This is a genomic window from Photobacterium rosenbergii, from assembly GCF_033022775.1.
GTDB lineage: Bacteria > Pseudomonadota > Gammaproteobacteria > Enterobacterales > Vibrionaceae > Photobacterium > Photobacterium rosenbergii_A.
Map to the genome: position 1 here is coordinate 100,918 of NZ_JAWJZI010000008.1, position 26,611 is coordinate 127,528.

Below are 26,611 nucleotides of genomic sequence, written 5' to 3' on the forward strand. Positions count from 1 at the left end.
GAAGGAAGATGTCTATGCAAATCAATCTCACTGGCCACCATGTAGAAATTACCCCATCCATGCGTGAGTACGTGGAGACGAAGTTCAACAAGCTAGAGCGGTTTTTCGATAAAATTAATAATGTCCAGGTCATCCTGAACGTGGAAAAACTCCAGCAGGTGGCTGAAGCGACCTTGCACATTAACGCGGGAGAAATCCACGCCAAAGCGGATTCGGAAAATATGTATGCCGCTATTGATGCATTAACTGATAAACTGGTACGTCAACTTAACAAACACAAAGATAAGCTCAACAGCCACTGATATCATGCAACTGAGTAATGTATTGAGCCTGGACTGCACCAAAAGTGCAGTCCCTTGCTCCAGTAAGAAACGTGCCTTGGAGATCATCAGCGAAGTCGCTGCCAAGCACCTAGACCAAAACCCCCAGCCGCTGTTCGAGTGTATGCTCAACCGCGAGAAAATGGGCAGTACCGGTATTGGTAACGGTATCGCGATCCCGCATGGCCGGATCAGCAGCAGTGACCAAGCTATTGCTGTGCTTATCCAGTGCCAGGATCCGATTCAGTTCGATGCTATCGACAACCAGCCTGTCGACCTGCTGTTTGCCTTGCTGGTTCCCGATGAGCAATGCCAACTGCACCTCAAGACCCTATCCAGCATGGCTGAAAAACTCAGCAACAAACAGATTTGCAAGCAACTCCGCACCGCAAAAAGTGACGAAGAGCTTTATCAAATACTCACCTGTGATTCATAATGACCCTACACCATCGATGAATGTTAAGGACTGCCAACCATGATGTTAATGGTCGTAAGCGGACGCTCGGGCTCAGGTAAATCCATTGCCCTGCGGGTATTGGAAGATCTGGGCTACTACTGCGTTGATAACCTGCCGGTCAACCTGCTGCCTCAATTCATCGAGACCCAGCAAGGCAATCAGCAAAACATCGCCGTCAGTATTGATGTGCGCAACATGCCGGAAGATCCCGAGGAAATCAGCCATACCCTGGACACTCTCGGTGACGATGTCGACGTCAATGTGATATACCTTGATGCCGATGACAAGACCTTGGTCAAACGCTACAGTGAAACTCGTCGCCTGCACCCGCTTTCCCGCCATGGTATGACTCTTGAGCAGGCCATCCAGTCCGAGAGTGCTAAGCTTTCCAGCCTCAAGGCGCGTTCAGATCTGGTTATCGATACCACCACCAAGTCCATTCATGATCTGAGCGAAACTGTCCGCTCACGAGTGCTTGGCCGCGAATCGCGCGAGCTGATCATGGTGTTCGAGTCATTCGGCTTCAAGCACGGCCTGCCGAACGATGCCGACTATGTGTTTGATGTCCGTTTCCTGCCGAACCCACACTGGATCCCCGAGCTCAAGCCTCTGACAGGCTTGGATCAGGAAGTCAAAGACTACCTCTCTGGCCATGCGGAAGTGAGCCAGCTGATCTATCAAGTGCGCAACTTCATCGAAACCTGGCTACCTATGCTGGAAAAGAACAACCGCAGCTACCTCACGGTGGCGATCGGTTGCACCGGAGGCCAACACCGCTCGGTCTATATCACCCAGCAATTGGCAGAATACTTCCGCTATGAAGGGCACCAGGTCCAGGTCAGGCACCGTACGCTGGAAGCCAAGTCATGACCGTGTTTTCGCGCGAGCTGTTTATCAAGAACCGCCTGGGCCTGCACGCCCGGGCTGCGATCAAGCTGGTTGAACTGGCACAAAGCTTCGAATCCTGCATCACTATCAGCAACGGTGAGAAAAGTGCCACCGCCGACAGTGTGATGGGGCTGCTGATGCTCGAGTCGGCTCAGGGCCAGCAAGTCGTGGTCTGTGCCGAGGGCGGCGATGCAGAGAAAGCAATCAATGCCGTCAGCTCCCTGATCGAAGCTGGTTTCGACGAAGAGAGCTAGCCAGCGGCAGCATATCCCCCTGCCCGCTTTCCTCCGGGCAGGCAATTCTTCAATAATTCATCAATTCCTCTCACATCTGGTGAGACAACACCCTAACGATTGCGTTAAAATTCAATTTATTGCGCTGATATACCGTCCAGTCATCCATCCGATGCATTCAGGACACACTGGGGTATTTCACATCCGAGTCATTTGGGGTACTGCAAACAATGGCCGATGTCATCGATCAAGATCAAACTCATCAAACGCTGCAAGAAGTCAACCAGGCGCTTGAAAACGGCATGTTTGTCCATGTCCGCCGTCTGCTCCAGGATATGGAGCCGGAAGATATCGCCCACCTGCTAGAGGCCTCTCCCCCCAAAGAACGTCAGGTTCTGTGGCAGCTGACCGATCCCGAAGAGCAGGGTGAAATCCTCGACGAGCTGTCAGAAGACGTCAAGGACGGCATCGTTGCCCAGATGGCACCGGATAAGCTGGCAGCGGTTACCGAAGGCATGGAAACCGATGATGTTGCCTACGTTCTGCGTAGCCTGCCTGATAGCAAGTACCAGGAAGTACTGGCCCAGATGGATGCCACCGATCGGCACCGGGTCGAAAAAGCGCTGGCCTACCCGGAGGAAACCGCCGGCGGGATCATGAGCACCGACTTCATCACTATCCGCGGTGATGTCACCGCCGATGTGGTGCTGCGTTACCTGCGTATGAAAGGCGAACTACCGGAAGCAACCGATGCCCTGTATGTGGTAGATCAGAACGAAAAGCTGATCGGCCACCTGTCGCTGGCGACCCTGATCACCACCCAGCCCGATATCGAAATCCATGATGTGATGGACGATGCCGACGAGGCGATCCCGGTTGATATGGACGATGGCGAGGTAGCCAATCTGTTCGAGCGCCGTAACTGGCTATCGGCCCCAGTCGTCGATGCCGACGACCAGCTTGTCGGCCGTATCACCATCGATGACGTGGTTGATATCATCCGTGAAGATGCCGAGCACTCGATGATGAGTATGGCCGGTATGGATGACGATGAAGACACCTTTGCACCTGTGGTCAAATCGGCCAAGCGACGCAGCATCTGGCTCGGGGTCAATGTACTGGCAGCGCTGGCAGCAGCTTCGGTTTCCAACCTGTTCGAAGATACCTTGGAGCAAATGGCAGCCATTGCTATCCTGATGACCATTGTTCCCTCTATGGGGGGGGTTGCCGGTAACCAGACCGTGGCACTGGTGATCCGTGGTTTGGCCGTTGGCCATATCGGTGAGACCAACACCCGTTGGCTGCTTAGCAAAGAAGCCCGCGTCGGCCTGCTCAACGGTATCCTGTGGGCAGCTATCATTGGCGGCGTAGTCGTTCTGTGGAAAGGCAATCTGTTACTCGGTGCCATTATCGCCGGTGCGATGCTGACTAACCTGTTGGTTGCTGGCGTGGCCGGGGTCTGTATCCCTATCCTGCTCAAGAAGATGAATATCGACCCTGCGCTGGCGGGCGGTATGGCTCTGACCACCATTACCGACATTGTCGGCCTGTCGGTCTTCCTCGGCTTGGCGACCCTCTTTCTTGTCTAAACAATTTTTGTAAACCGCCAAGACCGAACGATACATATAAAAAAGCGAGAGGTGGAAGCCTCTCGCTTTGTTGTATCAGGTCATCGGCTATAGGCCAGAGGCTCTAGGTTTGCCCTCTTTTCCATAGCCACATGCCGCTGGCCTACTCGCCCGCTATCTTCATACTATCAAGCAGCATCGAGCCAGTTTGGATCTGGCTGCGGGTTTCGGTATCGCTACCGATCGCCACGATGTTCTGCATCATGTCTTTAAGGTTACCGGCAATGGTGATTTCACTCACCGGGTATTGGATTTCACCGTTTTCTACCCAGAAGCCTGCTGCGCCACGGGAGTAGTCACCAGTCACGATGTTAACACCCTGTCCCATCAGCTCGGTAACTAACAGGCCACGATCCATCTTCTTGAGCATCTGCTCGAAGCTCTCACCGGTCGAGTTCACCAACCAGTTGTGGATGCCACCGGCATGGCCGGTAGGCTGGCGACCCAGCTTGCGGGCAGCGTAGCTGGTCATCAGGTAAGTCTGCAGGCGGCCGTCCTGGATGATTTCCAAGTCTTTGGTTGCCAACCCTTCGCTGTCAAATGGCGTACTGGCCATACCGCGCAGGATATGCGGACGTTCGCTAATGTTCAGCCACTCTGGGAAGATTTGCTCGCCCAGCTTATCAAGCAGGAATGACGACTTGCGGTACAGGTTCGAACCACTGATCCCCATCACCAAGTGACCGAACATACCCGTTGCGATATCGGCGGCAAACATCACCGGTGCTTCGCGAGTGGACAATTTCTGCGGGTCGACTCGGCTAGCGGTACGTTCAGCCGCTTCGCGGCCCACCGTTTCAGGAGTCCACAGATCATTGGCACGACGTGCCGTGGTGTAGCTGTAGTCACGCTCCATCTCACCATTCTTGCCTTCGGCAATCACACAGCAGCTGGTGCTGTGACGGCTTGACGCGTAGCTTGCCAGCATACCGTGACTGTTGCCGTACACACGAATACCGTAGTGACTGTCGTAGCTAGCACCATCACTCTGCTTGATGCGAGGATCAAACTCCAGTGCGGCCTGCTCAGCCCGGGCAGCAATTTCGGCAGCATGATCAGGCTCTGGCTCATCAGGGTGGAACAGGTCCAGATCAGGAATTTCCTTGGCCATCAGCTCAGCCGGTCCAGGCCCCGCAAACGGGTCTTCAGAGGTATAACGAGCAATATCCAGCGCCGCTGCCACGGTTTGGGCTATGGCTTTCTCACTCAGATCAGACGTTGATGCGCTGCCTTTTCGCTGGCCACGATAAACCGTGATGCCAAGGGCACCGTCACTGTTGAACTCAACATTCTCGACCTCGCACATCCGGGTCGATACGCTGATCCCTGTGGTTTTGTTGATAGCCACTTCTGCTGCATCGGCTTGCTGACCGGCAACTTCCAGCGCTTTTGCCACCGCTGCCTCTAGTTCCACACGCTGCTGAGCAACCTGTTCTCTCACGTCCATAATTATTATCTCAATAATGGCCCAACCTATATCGCTGCTTAGCAACGCTCGAGGTAAGCCAATGAAATTGGTATTACTCTTAGGATAACACTGCACAGGTGGATTTTGCGCCCCAAATCACGATTAAACTGGTAAAATAAAACCAAATGCAAAATTCATGAGCCCGTTATGAGTCGTAAAAACCAAAAAGCCCCATGGGAACCGGAAGAAGAAATCATCTGGGTAAGTAAATCCGAGATGAAGCGCGACATGGAAGCCCTGCAAAAGCTAGGTGAGGAACTTGTTAACCTCAAGCCTAATGCCCTGGCGAAAGTGCCGCTTGATGAAGAAATGCTTGAGGCGGTCAAAGACGCGCAGCGCTTCAACAAAGAAGCCCGCCGTCGCCAGCTACAGCGTATCGGTAAGCTGATGCGCCAAGTTGAAGTTGAGCCTATCCAAGCGGCACTGGACAAGATCAACAACAAGCACAACCAAGCGACAGCCGAGCTGAAGAAACTGGAGCAAAAGCGTGAAAAGCTGATCGAAAACGGTGACAGCATGATCAACGCCATTATGGTTGATCACCCTGATGCCGACCGCCAGCGCCTACGCCAGCTAGTTCGCCAGGCCAACAAAGAAAAGGCCCAGAACAAGCCAGCAAAAGCCTACCGCGAAATCTTCCAGTACTTGAAAGAGCTATATCTGGAAGACTAAAATCAGACACCCCATTTTAAAGCTTGGGGCAAGGCGATAACAAAGTGACGGATAAAAAAGCCAGCTGACGCTGGCTTTTATTTTACTGGGTACCGCCGACTGTCATCGACTCGACTTTCAAGGTTGGCTGACCAACGCCGACAGGAACACTCTGCCCCGCCTTACCGCAGACACCGACCCCACGGTCGATATCCAGGTCATTACCGACCATCGACACCTGCTGCATCGCTTCGATACCACTACCGATCAAAGTCGCCCCTTTGATTGGACGGGTGATCTTACCATTTTCGATCAAGTAAGCTTCCGATGCCGAGAACACAAACTTACCGGAGGTAATATCAACCTGACCGCCACCGAAGTTCGGCGCGTAAACGCCCTGTTTGACGCTGGCAATGATCTCTTCCGGCGAGTGCTCGCCCGGTAGCATGTAGGTATTGGTCATACGCGGCATCGGCAAATGTGCGTAAGACTCACGGCGGCCGTTACCGGTCGGCGCGACGCCCATCAGGCGGGCATTAAGCTTGTCCTGCATATAACCTTTGAGCTTGCCGCCCTCCACCAACACGTTGTACTGGCCCGGCGTACCTTCGTCATCAATATTGAGCGAGCCACGACGATCTTTCAGGGTGCCATCATCGACAATGGTACATAGGCTTGATGTTACCTGCTGGCCCATCTGGCCCGAGAACATCGACGAGCCCTTGCGGTTGAAATCGCCTTCGAGGCCATGACCGACCGCTTCGTGCAGCAATACACCCGGCCAACCAGCACCGAGTACCACAGGCATGGTACCTGCCGGCGCTTCATCGGCATCGATATTGATCAGCGCCTGGCGGATAGCCTCATCGGCATAGTTCAGTGCCACCGATTTGCCGTTGGTTTCTTCGGTCTGAAAGTATTCGTAGCCATAACGGCCACCACCGCCAGCACTACCGTGCTCACGCTTGTCACCCTTCTCAATCAATACGCTGATAGACAGGCGAACCAGCGGACGGATATCCGCCGCATAGGTGCCGTCCAGCGCCGCCACCAGCACCTGCTCGTAAACGCCATTGATACTGACAGACACTTCCTTGACCAAAGGCTCTTTGGTGCGGATGTAACGGTCGATTTCTTCCAGCAGAGCAATCTTCTGGTGCTTGTCGAAGCTGTCCAGCGGATTGACTGGCGCATAGATGCCATTGGCCGTTACCGGAGCAAATGCCTTGACCTGACCATTGCCGCCGCTACGGGTAATACCACGGGCCGCTTTGGCAGATTGCTGCAAGGCAAGCTGGTTGATTTGATCAGAATAAGCGAAGCCTGTCTTCTCGCCAGACACCGCCCTCACACCGACACCTCGATCAATGTTAAACGAGCCATCTTTAATGATGCTGTCTTCAAGCACCAGGGACTCATGCCAGCATGACTGGAAATAGATGTCGGCATAATCAACATTGCGTGCCGCCACCAGTCCCAGTACCTGATTAAGCTCTTCACGTCCTAACCCAGATTGGGCCAGCATTGTGTTTTCTACAGTTTCCAGCGTCATTTAATTTGCTCTTATATTCATTGCCAGCCGGCCCCTCTGCCGGTCAGCCTTCACGTTGCTGAACACTGAATCGTGCGTGTTCAACAAGTGGCATGTTTGTTCGGATCGCCTTGCTCAAATCAAGGTCGACATCGGCCACCATGACCCCAGTGCCCTGTTGCTGGCAAGCAACGACCTGGCCCCAAGGGTCAACAATCATTGAGTGGCCCCAGGTTTCACGCTGTTCATTGTGCTCACCCCACTGAGCGGCAGCGACCATCCAGCACTGGGTTTCAACAGCACGGGCTCGTAGCAAAAGCTCCCAGTGCGCCTTGCCGGTTACCTTGGTAAAAGCAGCAGGTACGACAATTATGTCGGCCCCCTGCTCACGCAATGCCGCATAAAGTTGCGGGAACCTGACATCATAACAGATAGATAAACCAATATTGCCAAACGGCGTAGGGATTACCTTGGTTTCGCGGCCAGCCCGGAAGGTGTCAGATTCACGATAACTTTGATGGGCATCGTCGATCTCCACATCGAACATATGCAGCTTATCGTAATGCCCCCGAAGCAGGCCCTGATCATCGAACAGCAAAGCCGTCGAGGTGATCGCCCCATCAAGCTGGCGGATAGGCATAGAGCCTATCAGCACCCAGATCCCCAGTTGCTTAGCCAAAGCGGCCACTTGCGCCTGAAGCGGGCCTTCGCCCAGCGGTTCGGCATGAGCTAGGTAGTCCTCGCGTGAGCCAAATACCAAGCAGTTTTCCGGCGTAACAACCAACTTGGCACCCTGCAATTGCAAGCCTTTGAGTTTCATTTTCAGGTGCTTGAGATTTATCTCAGGATCCGCGCCCGAAGTCATTTGTACAATACCGAATTTAGCCATCTGCATTCTCCCTTTGCTGCCGCTATCAAGCTACCTTTCTTTATACCTATACGGTAGCTTGGCGGGTATTGTTGTTATTTTGCTTCCTTATCTTTGCCTTTTAGCATCTCTGAGACATTGTACTCACCCGTGAAGCGCGACTGCTCTGTCACCACCGGCGAATCAATCGGCCCTTTCACCACGTAGTTTACTTGGGTAAATACATCCAGAACGGGCGACAGTGCCGTTGAAATAGCAAAGACATATATTGCAGTTTGAGGCGCTACCGCAAACGCGGTCAGAACTGGAATGCCTGATGTAAAATCAGGAATGAATCTCACCCTTGCATCAACTGTCTCATTGACAAGATTAGCACTTCCGCGGATAAACATGTCACCGGCAAGTGCTTGCATTTTAATATTGTCAGTCTCAAAGTGGCCGTTTTCAATTCTACCGCTACCACGGATGTAATTGAACGCCAGACCTTCGTCAAAAATACCTGAGAAATCAAGCTGCATTCGGCGGATCAGCGAGTCAATACTGAACAGGCCTAGCAAACGGCCCGCACCACCAATATCACTGATAACCCCTTGCCCAGTTTCTGATTTCAGCTCACCGGTCAAGGTTTCGCGGTGCATCGACCACGGTGCGCCCTGCCACTGGATAGAGGCATAGGTACTGAATTTCGCGCCCTGGATGCCACCTGTGATACCAAATCGCCCCATCAAGTCAGAGCTGTTCTGCCCATCAATATCAAAAGCGATCTGGGTTTCACTGCGATCGCCATCAAGGCTCCAGTGACCATCAAGATTCAGAGAGGTAGCCCCGGAGTCAACGGTAAAGTTTCTCAACTCCAGCATGTTGCCTTCACGACGCAGTTTGCCGGACACCTCACCGAGACGGTAGCCCTGCAACCAGCCATCACGCAGCATCAAATCTATCTCGGGCATATTGGCCATCATGCTACGGTCAAAGTCGGTCGCAGCAGGGATATCCCGTTGCGGCCGGTACTTTTCCTTCGGCTTGTTGTCATCGACCTGGGGCAGGTTGAGATGGAAAGTATCAACCGCCAAATTCAGTGGCTGCCCCTCTGGCCAGCGTGCTTGCCCCTTGATCTCCCGGCTATCTAAACGGAACTGCCACGTATCGGCCTGATTATTGGCTGCCAGTTCGACCCGGTTCCAGTCCAGAGACGCCAATGTCAGCAGGCGGATTTTGGCATCAATCCGAGTGGGAATGGGCACTTCAGGCTTGACTGACGCATGGCCAGCGGCGGCTTCAGCCTGCTCCTGCTCATTCACCGCCAGCATCAAGTCAGCCCAGGTATCGCCGTCCACTTTGTCGGCGACCACATTCAGGCCATGTTCGCCCTCTTTGAGTGGGTGCAGCACGGCATTGCCGACCGCCATCTGGCTGGCATCGATATTGAGCTTGTCGCCAGTAAGGTTAATCTTGGCCTGATAGGCCACGCCTGGCAGCCTTGCCTTGCCGACCAGTGACTGGCCGTTACCCGTCACATCAAGTTTAAAGAGATCTGGGCTACCGGCGGTGAGCGCCAATGGATAGGGCAAGGTGCTCACCGCCTCTTTCAATGCCGCCTGAATGCCAACCTGATATTCAAAACCGGTATCATTGAGATCGACACCCACCTTACCTTGCCAGCGGCTTCGCCCGGTCACGTTTGCCAGCAACGGATCTTGCACCTGCAGCTGCAGAGTCTCGACTTGCCAGTTGCCATCCAGCGCGACATCGACCCGGTAGCCCTCGGCCACACTGTTGCCGGTAAAGCCGACATTGACCGGCTGCGCCAATAGATTGGCCGTAATTTTCTCGGCCGATACCTTGTCATCATCAAACTTAATGGTGCCGCTTGCCCCTTCAAGCAAAAGCGGCGGCGCATCCAGTTTTACCTGATTGTCAGTCAGCTCCGCGCTACCCCACGCCCGGACATCTTCACCATCGAAGGGAATATCAAGCTTAAACTGAGAGGTCACCGGACCACTCACCTGCACCGTTGTCAGTGCCGCACCGACAGAGTCCACCAGCGGGGTCGCCAACATGTAATCACGAACCTGATCACCCTCGGCAGCCACATCGACCGTCAGCTTCAAGTGGCCGTCACTGCTGAGCTCGGCATCGCCAGTCACCCTGGAAGCCGTCGCCCCCATGGTCTTGGCATGCGTAGCATCGAGGTACATAAAATCGTTTTCAAACAGCAGATCAAGCTTGAGATCGGTCAGTTCGGGCCAAGCAGTATCAAAACTGAACTTGCCTTGGCGCAGCGGAACATACGCCTGGAACACCCCGTCGTGGTTACCGTAAGGGAAATCGGATAGCTCGCCGTACCACAACAGCTGTGCCGACTCTGCCTGGCCGCCGCGGATCGCTGCCGAGAGATAATCGGTCAGGCTGCCGCCCAGCGCCAAGGTAGGAAGATAGCGCCAGGTTTCACCGGCATTATTCAGGCTGGCTTCGCCGTAGAATGACAGCCACGATGGGGCATCAGCCGGGAAATCCAAGCGGAACTGGCCATCTACCTTGAGGTGTGGCGTCGCCACATCAATCTTATCGCTCCACAAACGCCAGCCGTCTTCACCGACTTGCCAATAAGCCGTCACATCTGCAGCTCTAATGTTGAGCGGGGCCTGAAAGACCTCGCCATACGGCAGCTCATCATCTTGCAGGCTAACGATAGCGCGGCCACGCTGGGTATTGCCCGCGACCACGGCATCCAACTTATGGATCCCCGGTAGCAGCTCCCATTGCTTCAAACCTAGCTGGCTAACATGGAAAGAGAACTGCGGCGCATTCCCCTTGCTGGCAGCCACGCGGATATCGCTGATCTGGCCAGAAGGCTGCAACGTCGATAGCACCTCAACCAACTTGCTGTCATCCGGCAGAAAAGTGACAAACGGCTGCAGATTCTGCAGAGATAGGTTACTCGCAGCCAGTTTCCAGTCATCAGGCAACCAGCTGGCAGCGATATCAAACGCAGGCCAAAGCGTGTCATCAGTTTCCAAAACCATCTGATCACTGTCGATGCGCCACCCCGGCTCACCAACTTCGTTATCCAGCGGCTCAAGCTGCACCAAGCCCTGGCGAACCCGGAACTGGTGCTTGTCTTCGCCCAGTTGCCAGCGCAGGAAACTGTCATCAAGCTTGACCAAGCTCTGTTGCAACTTACCGCCCGACAGGGTCAGCCACACTTCGGCATTGAGGTTACTACCGGTAATATTGGCATCAGTTAAATGCTGCTTGTTGAGCCATGGTGTCACAGACAGGTTACGCGCCTGCAAATAGATATCGCCGGACATCTTGGCCCAGGAGCGGTTATCGGACAGGTTAGCAATCACTTGCATCTGGCTGAAATGGGTATCGGCAATACTGACAATCCCTTCCGCCCGGCGCTGGCGGTTGTGGGTATCCCATTTGAGCTCCTTGATATCGACCGTCAGCTTCTCGTCTGCCGGTGACATCAGGGTAATATCGGAATTACGGACCGAGAATTGGCCCAGTTGGACAAACAGCAACTCTTCCAGCCGCTCGACGGTTGCCATCTGGCTACGCTCAGAGTTGTCGGCATTGCTACTTTCCGTGCCTGACAGGCGAGTCAGATCCAGACTCAGCTCGTCAATACGGATATCCTGGAAGACCGGGCTGAGACTCAACACCGAGCCCAGCAGATCCAGCTGCATCGATACATCGCCGACTTTAACCAGCGACTCGGGCGCGCCTGGCAGGTTAACCTTGACGCCCTGCAGCACAAGCGACGGGCCAAAGTTGCGCCAGTGGCCCTCGACCAACTCAAGGTCGAGATCCATATCGATTTGCTCGGCAGCCCATTGGCGGATCGGCTCGCGGTATTCATTGAGCTGGGGAAGGTAAAACCGCAGACCGCTAATCGCAACAGCGGCCAGTACCAACACTGTCAGTACCAGCCACATCAATCCACGCGCCAGTCGAACTGGAACTGTTGTCACTCTATTGCTCCGCTTTACATCATCACGACATCAAACTGTTCTTGTACGTACAGCGGCTCTGCCTTGATTTTCACTTGCTTGCCGATGAAGACTTCCAACTCGGCAAGGGCATGGTATTCATCACCGGCCAACGCTTCGGCCACTGCCGGTGACACGTATACGACAAACCTGTCAGCATCGTAGGCACGGTTGACTCGGGTGATCTCACGAAGAATTTCGTAGCAGACACTTTCCACCGTTTTCACGGTACCACGACCTTCACAGGTCGGGCAGGTATCACACAAGACATGCTCGATGCTCTCGCGGGTACGCTTACGTGTCATCTCAACCAGGCCCAGCTGGGTAAAGCCATTGATGTTGGTCTTAACCCTATCGTAGGACAAGGCCTGCTCCAGCGCCATCAATACCCGGCGACGGTGATCGTCATGGGCCATATCGATAAAGTCGATAATGATGATCCCGCCCAAGTTACGCAGGCGCAACTGACGAGCAATGGCCTTGGTGGCTTCGATATTGGTATTGAAGATGGTCTCTTCAAGGTTGCGGCGGCCGACAAAGGCACCGGTATTGATATCCACCGTGGTCATCGCTTCAGTCTGGTCGATGATCAGGTAACCACCTGATTTCAGTTCAACCTTGCGATCTAGCGAGCGCTGAATTTCATTCTCGGTGTCGAACAAGTCAAAGATTGGCTGCTCGCCGGCATAGTATTCCAGCTTGTCGCTCAGCTCCGGCACGAACTCATCGGTAAATTCCTTGAGCTTTTCGTAGCCCAGGCGGGAATCAACCTGGATGCAATCTAGCTCGGTGCCAACAAAGTCACGCAGGATACGCTGCGCCAGACCCAGCTCACCGTAAAGCATAGATTTCGGCTTGTACTTGGCACGGCGCTCAAGCACTTTACGCCATAGATGTTTGAGGAACGCCGCGTCCTGCGCCATTTCTTCATCAGTTGCCCCTTCCGCGGCGGTACGGATGATGAAACCGCCCAGATCATCGCAGTATTCATTTACCACGGCTTTGAGACGCTCGCGCTCATCTTCACTTTCGATTCGCTGCGAAACGCCAACATGGCTTGCCCCCGGCATGAACACCAAGTAACGAGATGGCAAAGTGACATCCGTCGTCAGGCGGGCACCCTTGGTACCCAGAGGATCTTTGACTACCTGTACCACCAGATCCTGACCCTGGCGAACCAACTCAGAAATATCGCGAACCTGGAACTGCTGCTTCTCGTTCTCCGCCACACATTCGGTGTGCGGAACAATGTCCGAAGCGTGCAAGAAAGCCGCTTTTTCCAAGCCGATATCAACAAAGGCCGCCTGCATTCCCGGTAGAACGCGGCTAACACGCCCTTTGTAAATATTGCCAACAATCCCGCGCTTGGACTCACGTTCAATGTGGACTTCCTGCAGGGTGCCCGACTCGACCATAGCGACGCGAGTTTCACTCGGGGTCACGTTAATTAGCAGCTCTGTGCTCATGGTTGCCTCTAAATTGATAAATCTAAAAAGTCTTGAACCATGATGTCGGTTTCCACCAAAGGTAACCCCACCACAGCGTAATAACTGCCATCGATACGTTCGACGAACTTGCCGCCGATCCCCTGAATGCCGTAGCTTCCTGCTTTATCCTGCGGCTCACCACTTTGCCAGTAGTCTTCTATTTCTTTATCTGACAGTGTCTTGAACCACACGTCGGTCACCACCAAGCGCGTTTCGCGGCGCTCTTCACTGGCCACGGTCACCGCCGTCATCACCTGATGGCGCTTGCCTGACAGTAGGCTAAGCATTTGCCGGGCATCGTCAAAATCCTTGGGTTTTTCCAAGATGCGATCCCCCGACACTACAATCGTATCTGCGCCCAATACCGGTGCCTTGCCATCGACAACTGCAACACCCGCCATTGCCTTGTCGACAGACAAGCGCTGGACATAATCAGCAGGCGATTCACCAACTTGGTGCTGTTCTTCAACATCGACCACGACCCGTTCAAACTGGTAGCCAAGTTGGGTCAAGAGTTCTTTGCGGCGCGGCGAGCCCGAGGCCAAATAGAGTTGCGGTGTCGACATGATATCATTCATTTGGTTTTGTGTGATAAATCAAAGTGATCCATTCAAGCAGGTTCGATGTGTCTGGTTACACCCTAGCATTGAACGGATCCCATTGGGAGACCATTTTAACGAATTGAGAGCTTACGGCGCATCCGTCGCAACAACAGGAATAACCATGGCCATAACAAGAAGTTAAGCAGTACAGCCCATAGCCTTTCCGGATCAAAAGTGATCACGGAAACCAGGTATTCAGCCCAGAATTCAACCAGCTTGCCACCGAGTGTCAGCAAGGCCACCAGCATCGCCTGCTGCCACAATGAAAGGTTACGCAATACCTGAAAGTTTAGCGCGACGATATAGCATAGGACTGACATCATCAGCCCCCGCACACCCAGCGTCGAGCCGAGCATCAAATCCCACAGCAAACCCAATATCAATGCGGTACCGACATTGACCCGGTGCGGCAGGGCCAACACCCAGTAAAATGCGACCAGCACCACCCATGATGGACGGAATGGCTCCAGCTCCCCGGGCCAAGGGGCAGCTTGCAGGATCAGCGCAATCAAAAACGATAGCCAAATCCAAATTCGGCCGTTAGCGCGACTATTCGCCACTGTTGAACTCTCCCTCAATCAAGGTTTCACGCGGAGTCGGCCATACCAGCAACAGGTAACGCAGACGATCGAACTGCACCGTTGGCTTTGCCTTGATTTGGGCAAACGGGCGCTTGTTATCGAACGAAAATTCGGTGACATTGGCGACCGGATAACCTTCAGGATACCGTCCCCCCAAGCCCGAGCTGACCAGCAAGTCACCCACTTCTATGTCGGTGCTGCTCGGTACGTGCTCAAGCTGGATCTGATCAATTTGGCCACTGCCCGAGGCAATTACCCGAATATCATTTCGCACCACCTGCACAGGGATCGCATGGGTCGGGTCGATCAGCAACAGCACCCGGCTGTTATGGGCGCCCACATAGGACACCTGGCCGACGATCCCTTTGTCGTTGATCACCGGCTGGCCTTCGTAGACACCGTCTACCCGCCCCTTGTCGATCATTACCTGATGGCTGTAGGGATCAGAGTCCACTGCCATCACCTCGGCGATCAGTTTTTTCTCGTCGCGGACAAACGGCGAGCCCAATAGCTCGCGCAGGCGCTGGTTTTCTTGTTTTAGCTGCTCGAGCAGCAAGACATCGCTCTGCTGAACCAGCAGATCACGTTGCAAGGCTTTGTTTTCTGCCAGCAGACGCCGGTGCGAGCTGAACTGTCCGGATACGCCACCGAGTAAATCTCGAGGCAGGTTAGCTGCATATTGCAACGGGGAAATGGCCGAGTTGAGCAGGTAACGGACGTTGGCAAAGGCGTCAAGACGACTGTCGGCCAGCATTAGGCCAACCGACAGTAAAATGGCTAGAAACAGGCGCAATTGCAGGGAGGGGCCCCTGCCAAAGATAGGTTTCATGTAACACTATAACCTGTTTGTCGATATGCCCGGACGGGCATTATTCTTCGCTGAATAGATCGCCACCGTGCATGTCGATCATTTCCAGTGCCTTACCACCACCACGGGCAACACAAGTTAGCGGCTCTTCGGCCACAACCACTGGAATACCGGTTTCTTCGGTCAGTAGACGGTCAAGGTCACGCAGCAGCGCACCACCACCAGTCAGTACCATGCCGCGCTCGGAGATATCCGATGCTAGCTCTGGCGGACACTGCTCGAGTGCAACCATCACGGCCGATACGATACCTGTCAGCGGCTCTTGCAGCGCTTCTAGGATTTCGTTTGAGTTCAGGGTAAAGCTGCGTGGCACACCTTCAGCTAGGTTACGGCCGCGAACCTCGATTTCACGCACTTCGTCACCCGGGTAAGCCGAGCCGATTTCGTGCTTGATGCGTTCTGCTGTTGCTTCACCAATCAGGCTACCGTAGTTACGGCGCACGTAGTTGATGATCGCTTCGTCGAAACGGTCACCACCGATACGCACTGATGATGAGTAAACCACACCGTTTAGCGAGATAACCGCAACTTCAGTGGTACCACCACCGATATCGATCACCATCGAGCCGGTTGCTTCAGATACAGGCATGCCCGCACCGATTGCAGCCGCCATAGGTTCGTCAATCAAATACACTTCACGTGCGCCTGCACCCTGTGCAGATTCACGGATAGCACGGCGCTCAACCTGAGTAGAGCCGCAAGGTACCGCAACTAGAACTCGTGGGCTTGGACGCAGCAGGCTGTTGTCATGCACCTGCTTGATAAAATGCTGCAGCATTTTTTCAGTAACGTAAAAGTCCGCGATAACACCGTCTTTCATCGGACGGATTGCCGCGATATTACCCGGAGTACGGCCCAGCATCTGCTTGGCGTCGTGACCGACTGCGGCCACACTCTTAGTTGCTCCGGCACGATCCTGGCGGATCGCTACTACTGATGGTTCATCCAGTACGATGCCCTGTCCTTTGACATAAATAAGGGTATTGGCTGTACCCAAGTCAATAGACAGGTCATTAGAAAACATGCCACGAAGTTTTTTAAACATAGTCTTCGGCTAATCCTGCAAGCTCACAAATTCGTTAAATTGCGCTAAATGTATCAAGGGGTGCGGATCGAGACAAGGCAAGGATTGTCAAACCTGCCACAGATCGGCATTTTATTTAATTGAGCATTGTATTAATGCCCTTTTCACCGCGGTAGAGCACACGATCATTACCCCGGTAGGCACCGAAGGTCACTGTCGCGTGCGGGCTTTCATCACCCTTACCACGCCAATCAAAGGTCAGCCATGGCTGATTATTGCTATGGCCGATGGATGGACCGGCCTCACAGGCGATTTCCGGCTCGCCCTTTATCGCCATTGGGCTATCATCGATAACCTTCTGCCAAAAACGTACCTGCTCACGGTAAATCAATGCATTACCGTCATCATCCTTCGCCTCGGTCGGCACCGCAACAAAATCGCCTGAGCGAGTGTTCCCATATTCTACATTTCCTGACCCGCTAGTGTACGAGGTGCTTGTCACGGCAGTGTCAGACTGGGAAAGAATTTGTTTGCAAGATAGGTTGCCATCATAGGCCGACACGCTGTCCTGTTTGTTAGTCACAAAATCCAGCCCATCCCAGTATTCGACTCGAAGCGGTATAGACAGTTCACTGTCGAAGCGGCCGGAGACATCGTCCAGCGCCATGCGGCCATAGCGGGTATTGAAGGTGGCAAATTTCATGACGTCCCTTGAAGCAGCATCTGTACAACCGTCTTGGCCCAGGTCGCACGGGATCAGCACGTGGTCCACAGCGATGTCCGGGTAGCCAATCGAGTCAGCCTCACTGGCTCCCAACGCCTCGCGCATAATCCCCAGAGCGACACCATAAGGCCCATCAGGCTGTGTCGTCACTGCCCTATTCTTAGAAGCGGCACTTTTGACATCGCGCTTAAAGGCTAAATTGAACCTATTGACCGTAATGTAAGCGCCGTTCCAGCTTTTTTGCCAACCATTGGGGAAGTCCCCCCAATCGACCCGCCCGGTAAGGTCGTTTGACAAAGGGTAGTCAACAGCCATATCTACCGCTGCGATCTCTAAGCCAACTTGCTTGCTTGGCGAAAATGCACCGTAGTTTTTCGTAGGCTTACCATCAGCATTCTGCGCTTCTACCTTGAAATGAGCAGAAAAAGGCTGGTCCATATAAGCAAATGACTGTCCGGCTGGATACTGCTTGCCACTCTCGGCAGAGACGATGGCAAAGGCATCTGGATAGAAGCGCCCCACCGGGCGAAAGCCCATGTTCATTTTCATTCCCAGATAGTCGCCCTGAGTAGAAGCTTGTAGCTGAATACTCCCCACTTCGGTCCATTTCGCGGTAAAGTTACTGTTTTTTATTGCCTCATTGCTTAATGGAGTACTGGTTAGAGTACCACTAACTGCGCCTTCCTTATTTGGTGAATGCGGCCTCACACCTTCCCCGGTCGGAATCGAAAGTGCCACTGTAGCTTTTGGTGCATCACTAACATAGAACCCCGGTGTTACCGCACGGCCACACATATTGCTACTGTCTACCAATGCAGTTGCATTACCATTGGCATCAATGTGGTCAGCATCACCCGCCAGCCAGATCACCGGCTTCACCTTGACATAAAACTCCTCACCAGCAGGAATAAATGCATTACCACTTGTCGCTGTACCTGTCGCTGACTCGATCAAATGCTCACCCGCATTGCACAAGGCGAAGGTATAAGGGCGCGACCAAACCGACTGGGAGCCTTCCAAGCGGGTCCAGTCACCGATACTGGCTTTACTCAACAGTTGGCCCTGCGGCAAGATTTCACAGCCTTTATCCAGGGTGCAGTTAGGATCATGAATGGTTAACGACGTCTTGCCCGCATCAAGGTAGCGCAATTGGGCATCAGCAACCCCTTTGACAAAGTTGAGCTCTACCTCTTCAACGCTCCAACCGCTGTCCAGGTCATTAATGAGCGGCTTTCTCAGCTCCAGCTGATGGCTATTGCTGCTGCTCAGCCCTTGACGAGGCGCAATGTAGGCCGTCGAAAACTTCAGGGTTCTGTTGCCTTCGTAACCAACAGCAACTTTATCCTTGTTTGCCCCGTCAGTATCACTGCAAGATTTCGCGGTAATCGTGATATCAGCCGGTTTGCCGGCGACAGCGGGGATATGGCCGCTGTTGATATCAAATTTGAACGGGACAAAACTGTACCGCCCGGAATCTTTCTCATCGGCATCGACCGACAGGCTTGCGGTCGCAACAATAGTGCCGACGACATCACTCTGCAACCACAGCGAGACAATACCATTGCTATCAACGGAAAATGCGTGCGTCTGGCTAACATCGAGCTTGCCGCTTTCTCCGTCTTCCTGCTGGCGGTACCAATAGGCTTTGTTGGCTGCATTGAGGTCGGTCGACACATTGACCTTGCCACTGTAGCTGCCAGCAGGTTGGCCTGACTTATCCCGCACCTGGAACCGCACTAACTGCCTATCACAGGTTAGGGACAAGTCCTGGGGATCCAACGCAACGATATGATATTCAGGCTCAACTGGGGTAAAACACTGCCCGCCAGCACGGATGTTGCTCTTATCGGACATAAAGATATGTTTGGCAGTCACCGCCCCGGTAATGGTGGCAGGCATGTTCGAGATGTCGTCATCAAACGTGAACTTGGAATTCAGCTCTACCTTATTTTCCGCATACACCATCCCATTAAAGGTCGTTAACCCGGTCAAGTGGATTCTGGAATTGCTGCCCACCCCGATCAAAATGAAGTTATCTGGCTCGCCGCTGTGGTTAATTGATGAGTCGATATTTGTTTGGAGACTTTCGACAAACAGCCGAACCTTAACCCCACTAGCCACTTCTAACCGGGCACTTCCATTCAAGGTCAGGTTACGGATCCAGTAATCACCAGATTTGTTCAGCTGCAATACGGTCGTCGAGCCGGCTTCCAACCGGCTGTATACATCCTCCGAAGACAACTCGTACGTGTTGCCATCATAATAAGAGCGGCTGATCCCCCCGCCGGGAAAACTCGGTAGGGTTATCGACTCAACCATCCCCGTAGGATTTATCTCGCACTTCCAGGATGCGCTATCGGTCCGGCAGGAAGCCTCCCCCAGCCCTGAGCCATCATTGATGTCGGTGAAACCCAGCTGGAACACATTACCTGGCTGATGGACAAAGGAGTAATCATAGATTTCAATCTTACCTGATGAACCGTGTGCCTGAGCGGCGCCGGGGAAAAACTCACAGTGCTCAGGCAACTGATAATCTTGGTCAACGGCAAAGTAACCCACAACTTCAGGCAAGTGGCTTCGTTCCAGGTGATCCTCGTCCACAACGAAACTGGCTTGATTAGTGTTTATGCGACAGCGCCGCAGCCAACCACCATGGCCGCCGTTGCGTTCCATTTTCTTGGCGACCACCCCTGATATGCTCTCAACCTGCAAATCATGGAAGGTTGAACAGCCTTGCTCGAGTGGCTTATTGCCCGTGACATGCGGCGTTGTCAGGCGGCCGAAATGGTAGTTGAAGCCATCAACGTGGCCGCTACCGGCTAGTGCCGCAACAAACCCTATCTTTTCAGCACCGTAGCTATCCCCAAGACGGGAGCGCGACAATTCAAGCGATAATTCGACTCCTTCCTTGTTTGGCAGTTGCGTCATCTTGTCCTGCCCGCGCATTGCGGCGGTCAACCACTTATTGTTGCGATCCGACTGTACCTGCGCCAATACAACAGGGTTTGAACTGAAAGGTGCGGATAAGCCAAAATCAGCAAACGGGACAGCTGCCCATGCCGATTCATTGGATTCCCCCCCTCCGTTGATATAAACCAGCTTGTCTGTTTCGACATACCCTGCCACCACTGTCCGGCCATTGAAGTCGGCGGTACCCGGCTCCACCACCAAGTAATCCACCTTGGTCATTTGCTGGACACTGCCAGCAACCCGATCTGGCTTACGAATTTCAAAGCTTACCTGATTATTTATCAAATCAATATCGGTGACAAAAGCTGAGGCCGGCGCATCGCTGTCCGGGCTTTCGCCATTGGCATTATCCGCCTGCTTGCCGATGGTCGGCATTAAGATCACTACCGGCTCATAGAGGTATTCTTTGTGCAAATCAAAGCTGCAGCTTTCAGACGAGCAATAGGCCGAGCCGAATTCGAATTGGGCGTTTTCATTGTAATCAGGCTTTTCATCAATAGGAGGAGGGCCAGGATTTTCTTCACAGCGAAAGTCCTCAACTTCACCATCATCACCGGGCGATACAGTAATCGCATTACTATTTAGTCCACTTAAATCAGCCCACTCCTTTTTTTGGTGAACCCAAGCGCCATCGAGAAATAAGTAATAATGCAGATACCCGGCTTTTTGGTTTGCGCTTCCAGTATGCTCATACCACAACCAAACTCGGTAATCTCGGCCTTCCTTCATGGTTGGCTCGTAGATAACCTCCCCTGAAACACTCGCATCATTTGTCCACAGTGCCCGAGCTCGCTTATTTCGCAGGTTATGGCCATTGCTCTGGTAGGCCCAGACTGTTTCTTCCAAATCAGCATCATCAATATCAAATGAGACACTAAAGTCTTTTTTACTTTTGACGTAGCATATTTCGTTCGCTTTTGCGTACCCTGAAAAAGAGGCAGCCAACAGCACAACGCAAAGTAGCTTTATGATTTTATTCATTATTATTCAAATCCTTCGCCCACACTTCTTGGGTGCGGGTCGTTGTAAACTGGCCACTGCCGCAGGTTGCGGTGCTTTCTAATTGATATTTGTTGGCTGGCTGGCCGTTTTCTTTGTAACTATGGGTTTTACAGCTGACCTGTAATGTCTGGCATGAGAATAACTCGACCTGTTGGTTGAAATCGTATGTTTGATCACAGGCTTGTGGGGCTGATGTTGTTTGCCCCAGCGGGAACAGCTTGCTCAAGACGATTTCGTTACCAGAGTGCGCCGCATACCAGGCGCGGGTCGAGAACACCTCGCGGGTTGTGGTGTCCTGAGCGGACCAATCAATGCGGATCATGGCGGCGGCAAAGGCCCCCATAACGGTAATGATAAATAGCGATACCACCAATGCGCTGCCGCGCTGCCTGCTATAGAACATTGATCACCTGTACTGTGTGCTCGTAGCTGAAATTCTCACCCGTCCGGCTATCCTGGAACGTCAAATTCATGTGTACCATGCTATTGTTTTCCAGTCCTTTACCATTCACTGCTACATCAAAGCCCGATACCTGCTCGGCAATCGCCACTGAGGAGCCTCTTGATTTTCGCCGCAACACATTGGCTTCCAGACAGTAGGAAACCGGTTGGCCGTAGGCATAAGCCCGATTAGCCGGAGAACGGTTATCAAGTGGTGCAGAAACACTCACCCGTACCGTACCACTGTCATCCGGCCCGGCATCCACCCGGCCAATTTTATAGGGTTGCGCAGCATAGTCGGCAGCACTTCCGAATCCTGCTGCTAGGGCCAGGTTGTCATCATTTATGATTGCTATCCATTCTGCCTCGCTGCCGATAGTAGGTACTAACTCAACATTGGTTGTTCGAGTACTGCTAAGGGTAAACCCTGCGAAATGAATCGGATAAAAGCTGACGCAATTTCCCGTTTCAGCTAGGCTGTTAGGCGCGGCATGGCGGATTTCGCGAGTCATTTTCTCTAGGGCAAAGCGGGCTTGGGACTGGACGCGTTCGCGGCTGACAGTGCTAACATACCCTTCAGCACCCAACTGAAGGTAACTGCCTATCGCCAGCGCAATAATACCGAGCATCACCAAGCTGATGACCATCTCCATCAGCGTGAATCCTCTGCTGGCCTTGCTTGAAGTCCAACTAGCCATCAGTAGTTACTCCGATAAGCCACAAAATCAAACTTGCCGTGGCGCCCGGTATCGACTTCGACCACAACCCGCTTGTGCTGATGGGGATAAGGCGTGTCCTGTGAATACGCTGTGTTAAAGCGACTGTCGTAGCGGACATCCACCTTGACAGTCATATTGCGGTAGGTGTCGGCCTCTGCCACCTCCTCGCCGGTGAGGTTTTCTATTGCCCCACGCCAAGGAAACTGGTTGTAACTGTAACGATCATAACAAAGCGACAAGTCCCCCCAACAACCGTGAAAATCATCGACATCGTTAGCAACTGCGACTACCAGCCCTTTTCCTGCAGGAAGCGAGCCGCCCGGCACGACATAGTCGAAGTACTCACTCTCTTTATCAAGCGGCCATATCCCATCACCATCAGGCATTGTGCAGTGATAAGTCTTACCCTCTGGGCCTTCTTCATCACAACGCACTCTGCTATCACCAAACGGATCTGAATTTTCATCAAACTTGCGCGACAGGATTTCATTAAGGAAGGCATTACCAATCGCTGCAGCACGAGCCTGGTAATAAGGCGCTGCCGAGCGCTCAACTTGCGGGAACAAGAAGCTGGTCAGAGTCACCATCGCAATACCCAAAATCACTATGGTGATAATGCCTTCAATCAAGGAAAAACCACCCTGCTGACGAGGTGACTTAGATGGTACAGTCATTGATAAACCCCTCGCTGTTGATGCATAAGTTCGCCTGCTCTCCATTGCGCGAAGTAATAGTCACCTGACAATTTGAGGCGGTACAGATGCGCTGTAGTTGCTGATTTTGTACGACGAAAGGGCGACCGAGCATATCGAAGTAAATGGCCGATGAAGCTTGTGAATTGGCCCCATCAAAAAAGGCAAAGTGGATCCCATCATTATCAAAAGTCAGCTTGCGGGTGGATTGGCTGTTGCTGGCACAATTATCGGAACCAAGTTCGGTCGTGCTGATCTGAAGGGCTAGGCAGCTATTTGGGTTGATAGGGTCTACCGGGCTATTCATTCCCACCAGTTGAATTTGCCGGGCGATGGAAATAGCTTGGTCACGGGCTAAAACAGCATCAAACCCGCTACGCCCGAACAGGCGCGAGGCCGCGGTCACGCTGACAATGCCAATCAGCACGATAACAATGATGAGTTCGAGAAGGGTAAAGCCAGTACTTTTTGTATAGCTTTGTTCGTAATACTGTCGGGGCATGAATCACCCGGGAGGTTATTGATGGTTTCTATTTATTGAGGGCAATATTGAATGCTATTGCCCTGAATAAATAGCGCTCCTGGGAGCGCTATATCAGAACTAACAACCGGTGTTAATTACTTTAACTTCTGCTTCAGTACCTGAAACAGCTTCTGTATATTCAACATAACATTCCGTTGCTTGAATTTGCTCGAATGGAGAATCCCCCGAAGGCAACGAAATTGCAGCTAGAGTATAAGCCGCCTTATATGGAGCATCATCAGCGTCATAAGCCACACGCCACTCTCCTTTATTGTTATCTGATGCTAAATCAAGCTTCAATGAAGCAGTTAAGCCATCAGCATCAGCCTGCGGGTAACCGAAGCTAATTTTAATATTGTCGACCACGGCATCGGATACATCTTCATCTCTACCATCTAACTGTTCTTTACCTTCAACAGCAGCCTTACCGTAAACAATACCAGTCGCGCCGTTGATCGCACCTTTCAAGCCTTCCATAGTTGACGCACGAGCATCACCCTGCAGATTCAAAAAACGAGGTGCAGCAGTTACTGCTAGAATGCCCAGAATTACGATCACAACGACCATTTCAATTAGCGTAAAACCGCCTTGACGTTTCATATACTACTCCTGAAAAGTAATTATTATTTGAGAGTTACAGCTACCTGACCCAAGGCAGGTTTGTATGAGAAGAAATGACCAGAAGTTGGCTCAATTGTCTGGCCTTTTGAGTTTGATGATGCCAATTGATAGTAACGACACTCAGTATCAACACCTTCGCCATCTGTTTTTTCAACAAAGTACTGATAGTCGCCATTAGCTAAATCAGCTTCTTTTGACGTTACTTGTAGAGGGTTTTGCAGTAGCTCAGTCATTAACCATTCACAATCATTCACTCGCATTGAAGCCACGTTACGGCGAGCCGCAGAAAGGGGGTATCCCTCGCGGGTCAGAAAATTATTACTATTCGTGATTGTCGATAAATAAAACTCAGTGCCGTCATAATTCACAGCATTTAAGTTATTATTTTGTGGTCGACCATATGCTTCCCACTGTGCACGAGCTGAAAGAACAGCGGTCGCAAATCCACCCGCAACACCTTCAATTTGTGCTTTTTTAGCTTCATCCGTGACGTTCAGGAATCGAGGCAAAGCGGCGACTGCAAGCAGGCCAACCACGATAATGACAATCACCAATTCCACCAACGAAAAACCGGCTTGTTTTTTCATCTTTACTCACCCTTTTTTTGTTTTTGTCAAATCGACGTCACCGCTATTCGGAAAGCGTCAAAAAACTGTTGGTGTGTATTGTCTCATTTTCATAAAATAATGCTAGCCATTTTCCGTCAGTAATTTGGAAATAACACGAATTATAACGCTCTGATCTCACATTTTTTTTATCAATTAGGCTTATATAATCGACAGGACTTTGTCGTGATGACAATAAATCCCACATTTGGGCACAATCAACATGGTCATCTTGAATGATTATCGGCCAACCTTTATGGGTAAATGAGTAGTCGATACCATTGGTTTTGGAATAACTCGGTTTATTTTCCAACTCCCATTTCTGGCGTAAGCTTGATGCACTTCGACTCATGCTCTGCGCCAATAATTTGACTTGCGTACGTTCTGCTTCTTCGTTGACCCGGTGCCACTCGACCAGCAACGCCCAGAGCATCAGGAAAATCACCCCGCTCCAAACAAACCAGCGTACATGGGCGAAGTATTTTAGATTAGCCACCGCGCGCAACATCGAGCAGGCTCCACATTGGCAGGAAGATACCCAGTGCCAGAACCAGCACCATAATCGCAACGATAAACAGCAAGATAGGCTCGATCCGGGCCGTCAAGGTCTTGAGGTCATAGTCCACTTCTCGATCGTAGAAATCGGAAGCTTCTAGTAGCAGCTCATCAACCTGGCCAGTCTCTTCGCCGACGGCGATCATCTGCAGCACCAAAGGCGTGAATACCCCAGACTGGCGGGCCATCGCGGCAATACTGCTACCACTCTCGATACCGTTTTTCATCTCGATCAAGCGGTTTTCGAGATAGTTGTTACCCAAGGATTCCGCCGACATCTGGATCGCCTGGTTGAGAGGAACACCCGCTCGTATCATTAGTGAGAAAGTGCGAGAAAAGCGTGATAGCTGGGCGCGATTAACAATATCGCCCACAATTGGCACTTTTAACCGAAATTTATCCCACTTCTCGCCACCAGCAGGGGTTTGACGCCACGCTTTAAGAGCAATCCAACTCACAATCACAGCCCCGAGCATTAATGGCCAGTAATGGACAAAGAAATTTGAGGTGGCAATCAGGATGCGGGTAGGCAGCGGCAGTTCAACACCGAAACGGCTGAACATAGAGGCAAACTGCGGGATCACCTTGATGTTAAGAACAGCCATCGCCAAGGTAATGGCGATGATCACAAAGGTCGGATAGCGCATTGCCGACTTGATCCGGCGGCGGGTCTCCATTTCCTGCTCGAAGTACTGTGCCAGCTGGAGCAGGGTTTCATCCAGGCGACCGGTGTTTTCACCCACGCTGATCATCGACACGAACAAGTCGGAGAACACCCTCGGATGCTCTTTCATCGAAGCCGATAGCGATTTACCGTTGGTCAATTCGACCACCACGGCATCCAAAGTTTCACGCATCAAGGGATGGCTAGCACTCTGGCCCAGACCACGCACCGCACGCAGCAGCGGTACTCCGGCTTTGGTCAGGCTGTAGAGCTGGCGGCAGAAAATCACCAGCACCTCGAGCGGGATCCGACTTTTGAACAAGCGATCCATATCAAGCCCGGCCGACTTGGCCTTACCTTCGCGGATTTCCAGCGGGATAATCCCCTGGCGCATCAAGGTATCGGCCGCCGCGTCTTGCGAGGCTGCTTCAAGCTGACCACGCTTGATATCGCCCTGGCTACTGCGGCCCCGGTAATTAAATATTGCCATG

The 26,611-nt window shown here is 52.4% G+C and carries 24 protein-coding genes; 6 read left to right on the forward strand and 18 right to left on the reverse strand.

Annotation, left to right across the window (positions count from 1 at the left end):
• The first annotated feature begins 14 nt into the window (after positions 1-14).
• From hpf to mgtE, 5 genes are all read left to right on the forward strand, one after another.
• Positions 15-302: a ribosome hibernation promoting factor gene (hpf, locus tag R2X38_RS18135; RefSeq protein ID WP_317523734.1), complete on the forward strand. Its 288-nt coding sequence runs from the start codon at positions 15-17 to the stop codon at positions 300-302.
• A 4-nt stretch (positions 303-306) separates the two neighbouring features.
• The gene (ptsN, locus tag R2X38_RS18140; protein WP_317523735.1) at positions 307-756 is read left to right on the forward strand and encodes a PTS IIA-like nitrogen regulatory protein PtsN; all 450 of its coding nucleotides are present in this window, start codon (positions 307-309) and stop codon (positions 754-756) included.
• Positions 757-795: 39 nt separating this feature from the next.
• Positions 796-1,647: an RNase adapter RapZ gene (gene rapZ, locus R2X38_RS18145; protein WP_317523737.1), complete on the forward strand. Its 852-nt coding sequence runs from the start codon at positions 796-798 to the stop codon at positions 1,645-1,647.
• Positions 1,644-1,919, forward strand: coding sequence for an HPr family phosphocarrier protein (locus tag R2X38_RS18150; RefSeq protein WP_317523738.1), 276 nt, complete (start codon positions 1,644-1,646; stop codon positions 1,917-1,919). The genes rapZ and R2X38_RS18150 overlap by 4 nt, the downstream gene beginning before the upstream one ends.
• A 209-nt stretch (positions 1,920-2,128) precedes the next feature.
• Positions 2,129-3,487 carry a magnesium transporter gene (gene mgtE / locus R2X38_RS18155; protein ID WP_317523739.1) on the forward strand — a complete coding sequence of 453 codons (1,359 nt, stop codon included), beginning with the start codon at positions 2,129-2,131 and terminating at the stop codon, positions 3,485-3,487.
• Between the two features lie 142 nt (positions 3,488-3,629).
• Here mgtE and pmbA read toward each other — a convergent pair whose 3' ends face one another.
• Complete coding sequence (pmbA, locus tag R2X38_RS18160; protein WP_317523740.1) at positions 3,630-4,973, reverse strand: metalloprotease PmbA; 1,344 nt, start codon at positions 4,971-4,973, stop codon at positions 3,630-3,632.
• Between the two features lie 168 nt (positions 4,974-5,141).
• Here pmbA and yjgA point away from each other — a divergent pair, with 168 nt between their 5' ends.
• Complete coding sequence (gene yjgA / locus R2X38_RS18165) at positions 5,142-5,666, forward strand: ribosome biogenesis factor YjgA (protein ID WP_317523741.1); 525 nt, start codon at positions 5,142-5,144, stop codon at positions 5,664-5,666.
• 82 nt (positions 5,667-5,748) lie between these two features.
• Here yjgA and tldD read toward each other — a convergent pair whose 3' ends face one another.
• The 17 genes from tldD to R2X38_RS18250 all read right to left on the reverse strand — a co-directional run bounded on the left by tldD (position 5,749) and on the right by R2X38_RS18250 (position 26,610).
• Positions 5,749-7,197 (reverse strand): metalloprotease TldD, encoded by a 1,449-nt coding sequence (gene tldD / locus R2X38_RS18170; protein WP_317523742.1) that lies wholly within the window; start codon positions 7,195-7,197, stop codon positions 5,749-5,751.
• Positions 7,198-7,240: 43 nt separating this feature from the next.
• Entirely contained in the window at positions 7,241-8,065 is an 825-nt protein-coding gene (locus R2X38_RS18175; RefSeq protein ID WP_317523743.1) for a carbon-nitrogen hydrolase family protein, read from the reverse strand.
• 74 nt (positions 8,066-8,139) lie between these two features.
• The gene (locus R2X38_RS18180) at positions 8,140-12,024 is read right to left on the reverse strand and encodes a YhdP family protein (protein ID WP_317523744.1); all 3,885 of its coding nucleotides are present in this window, start codon (positions 12,022-12,024) and stop codon (positions 8,140-8,142) included.
• Between the two features lie 14 nt (positions 12,025-12,038).
• Positions 12,039-13,508, reverse strand: coding sequence for a ribonuclease G (gene rng, locus R2X38_RS18185; protein WP_317523745.1), 1,470 nt, complete (start codon positions 13,506-13,508; stop codon positions 12,039-12,041).
• An 8-nt stretch (positions 13,509-13,516) separates the two neighbouring features.
• Positions 13,517-14,095, reverse strand: coding sequence for a Maf family protein (locus R2X38_RS18190; RefSeq protein WP_317523746.1), 579 nt, complete (start codon positions 14,093-14,095; stop codon positions 13,517-13,519).
• A gap of 107 nt (positions 14,096-14,202) precedes the next feature.
• The gene (gene mreD, locus R2X38_RS18195; protein ID WP_317523747.1) at positions 14,203-14,691 is read right to left on the reverse strand and encodes a rod shape-determining protein MreD; all 489 of its coding nucleotides are present in this window, start codon (positions 14,689-14,691) and stop codon (positions 14,203-14,205) included.
• Positions 14,681-15,541, reverse strand: a complete 861-nt coding sequence (mreC, locus tag R2X38_RS18200; protein WP_317523748.1) for a rod shape-determining protein MreC — start codon at positions 15,539-15,541, stop codon at positions 14,681-14,683. The genes mreD and mreC overlap by 11 nt, the downstream gene beginning before the upstream one ends.
• Positions 15,542-15,581: 40 nt before the next feature.
• The gene (mreB, locus tag R2X38_RS18205; protein WP_039464726.1) at positions 15,582-16,625 is read right to left on the reverse strand and encodes a rod shape-determining protein MreB; all 1,044 of its coding nucleotides are present in this window, start codon (positions 16,623-16,625) and stop codon (positions 15,582-15,584) included.
• Between the two features lie 115 nt (positions 16,626-16,740).
• A complete protein-coding gene (locus tag R2X38_RS18210) occupies positions 16,741-21,279 on the reverse strand; it encodes a DUF6701 domain-containing protein (RefSeq protein WP_317523749.1) in 4,539 nt (1,512 codons plus the stop codon).
• Positions 21,272-21,703 carry an MshP protein gene (locus R2X38_RS18215; RefSeq protein ID WP_317523750.1) on the reverse strand — a complete coding sequence of 144 codons (432 nt, stop codon included), beginning with the start codon at positions 21,701-21,703 and terminating at the stop codon, positions 21,272-21,274. The genes R2X38_RS18210 and R2X38_RS18215 overlap by 8 nt, the downstream gene beginning before the upstream one ends.
• Positions 21,693-22,439: a PilW family protein gene (locus R2X38_RS18220; RefSeq protein ID WP_317523751.1), complete on the reverse strand. Its 747-nt coding sequence runs from the start codon at positions 22,437-22,439 to the stop codon at positions 21,693-21,695. Before R2X38_RS18220 ends, R2X38_RS18215 begins: the two co-directional genes overlap by 11 nt.
• Positions 22,439-23,134: a prepilin-type N-terminal cleavage/methylation domain-containing protein gene (locus R2X38_RS18225; protein ID WP_317523752.1), complete on the reverse strand. Its 696-nt coding sequence runs from the start codon at positions 23,132-23,134 to the stop codon at positions 22,439-22,441. Before R2X38_RS18225 ends, R2X38_RS18220 begins: the two co-directional genes overlap by 1 nt.
• A complete protein-coding gene (locus tag R2X38_RS18230; protein ID WP_317523753.1) occupies positions 23,118-23,654 on the reverse strand; it encodes a prepilin-type N-terminal cleavage/methylation domain-containing protein in 537 nt (178 codons plus the stop codon). Before R2X38_RS18230 ends, R2X38_RS18225 begins: the two co-directional genes overlap by 17 nt.
• 99 nt (positions 23,655-23,753) lie before the next feature.
• On the reverse strand, positions 23,754-24,275 hold the full coding sequence (locus tag R2X38_RS18235; RefSeq protein ID WP_317523755.1) for a type II secretion system protein: 522 nt from the start codon (positions 24,273-24,275) through the stop codon (positions 23,754-23,756).
• A gap of 23 nt (positions 24,276-24,298) precedes the next feature.
• Entirely contained in the window at positions 24,299-24,883 is a 585-nt protein-coding gene (locus R2X38_RS18240) for a prepilin-type N-terminal cleavage/methylation domain-containing protein (RefSeq protein WP_317523756.1), read from the reverse strand.
• A 43-nt stretch (positions 24,884-24,926) separates the two neighbouring features.
• A complete protein-coding gene (locus R2X38_RS18245; RefSeq protein ID WP_317523757.1) occupies positions 24,927-25,409 on the reverse strand; it encodes a hypothetical protein in 483 nt (160 codons plus the stop codon).
• Entirely contained in the window at positions 25,390-26,610 is a 1,221-nt protein-coding gene (locus R2X38_RS18250; RefSeq protein ID WP_317523758.1) for a type II secretion system F family protein, read from the reverse strand. Before R2X38_RS18250 ends, R2X38_RS18245 begins: the two co-directional genes overlap by 20 nt.
• Position 26,611 lies beyond the last annotated feature (1 nt).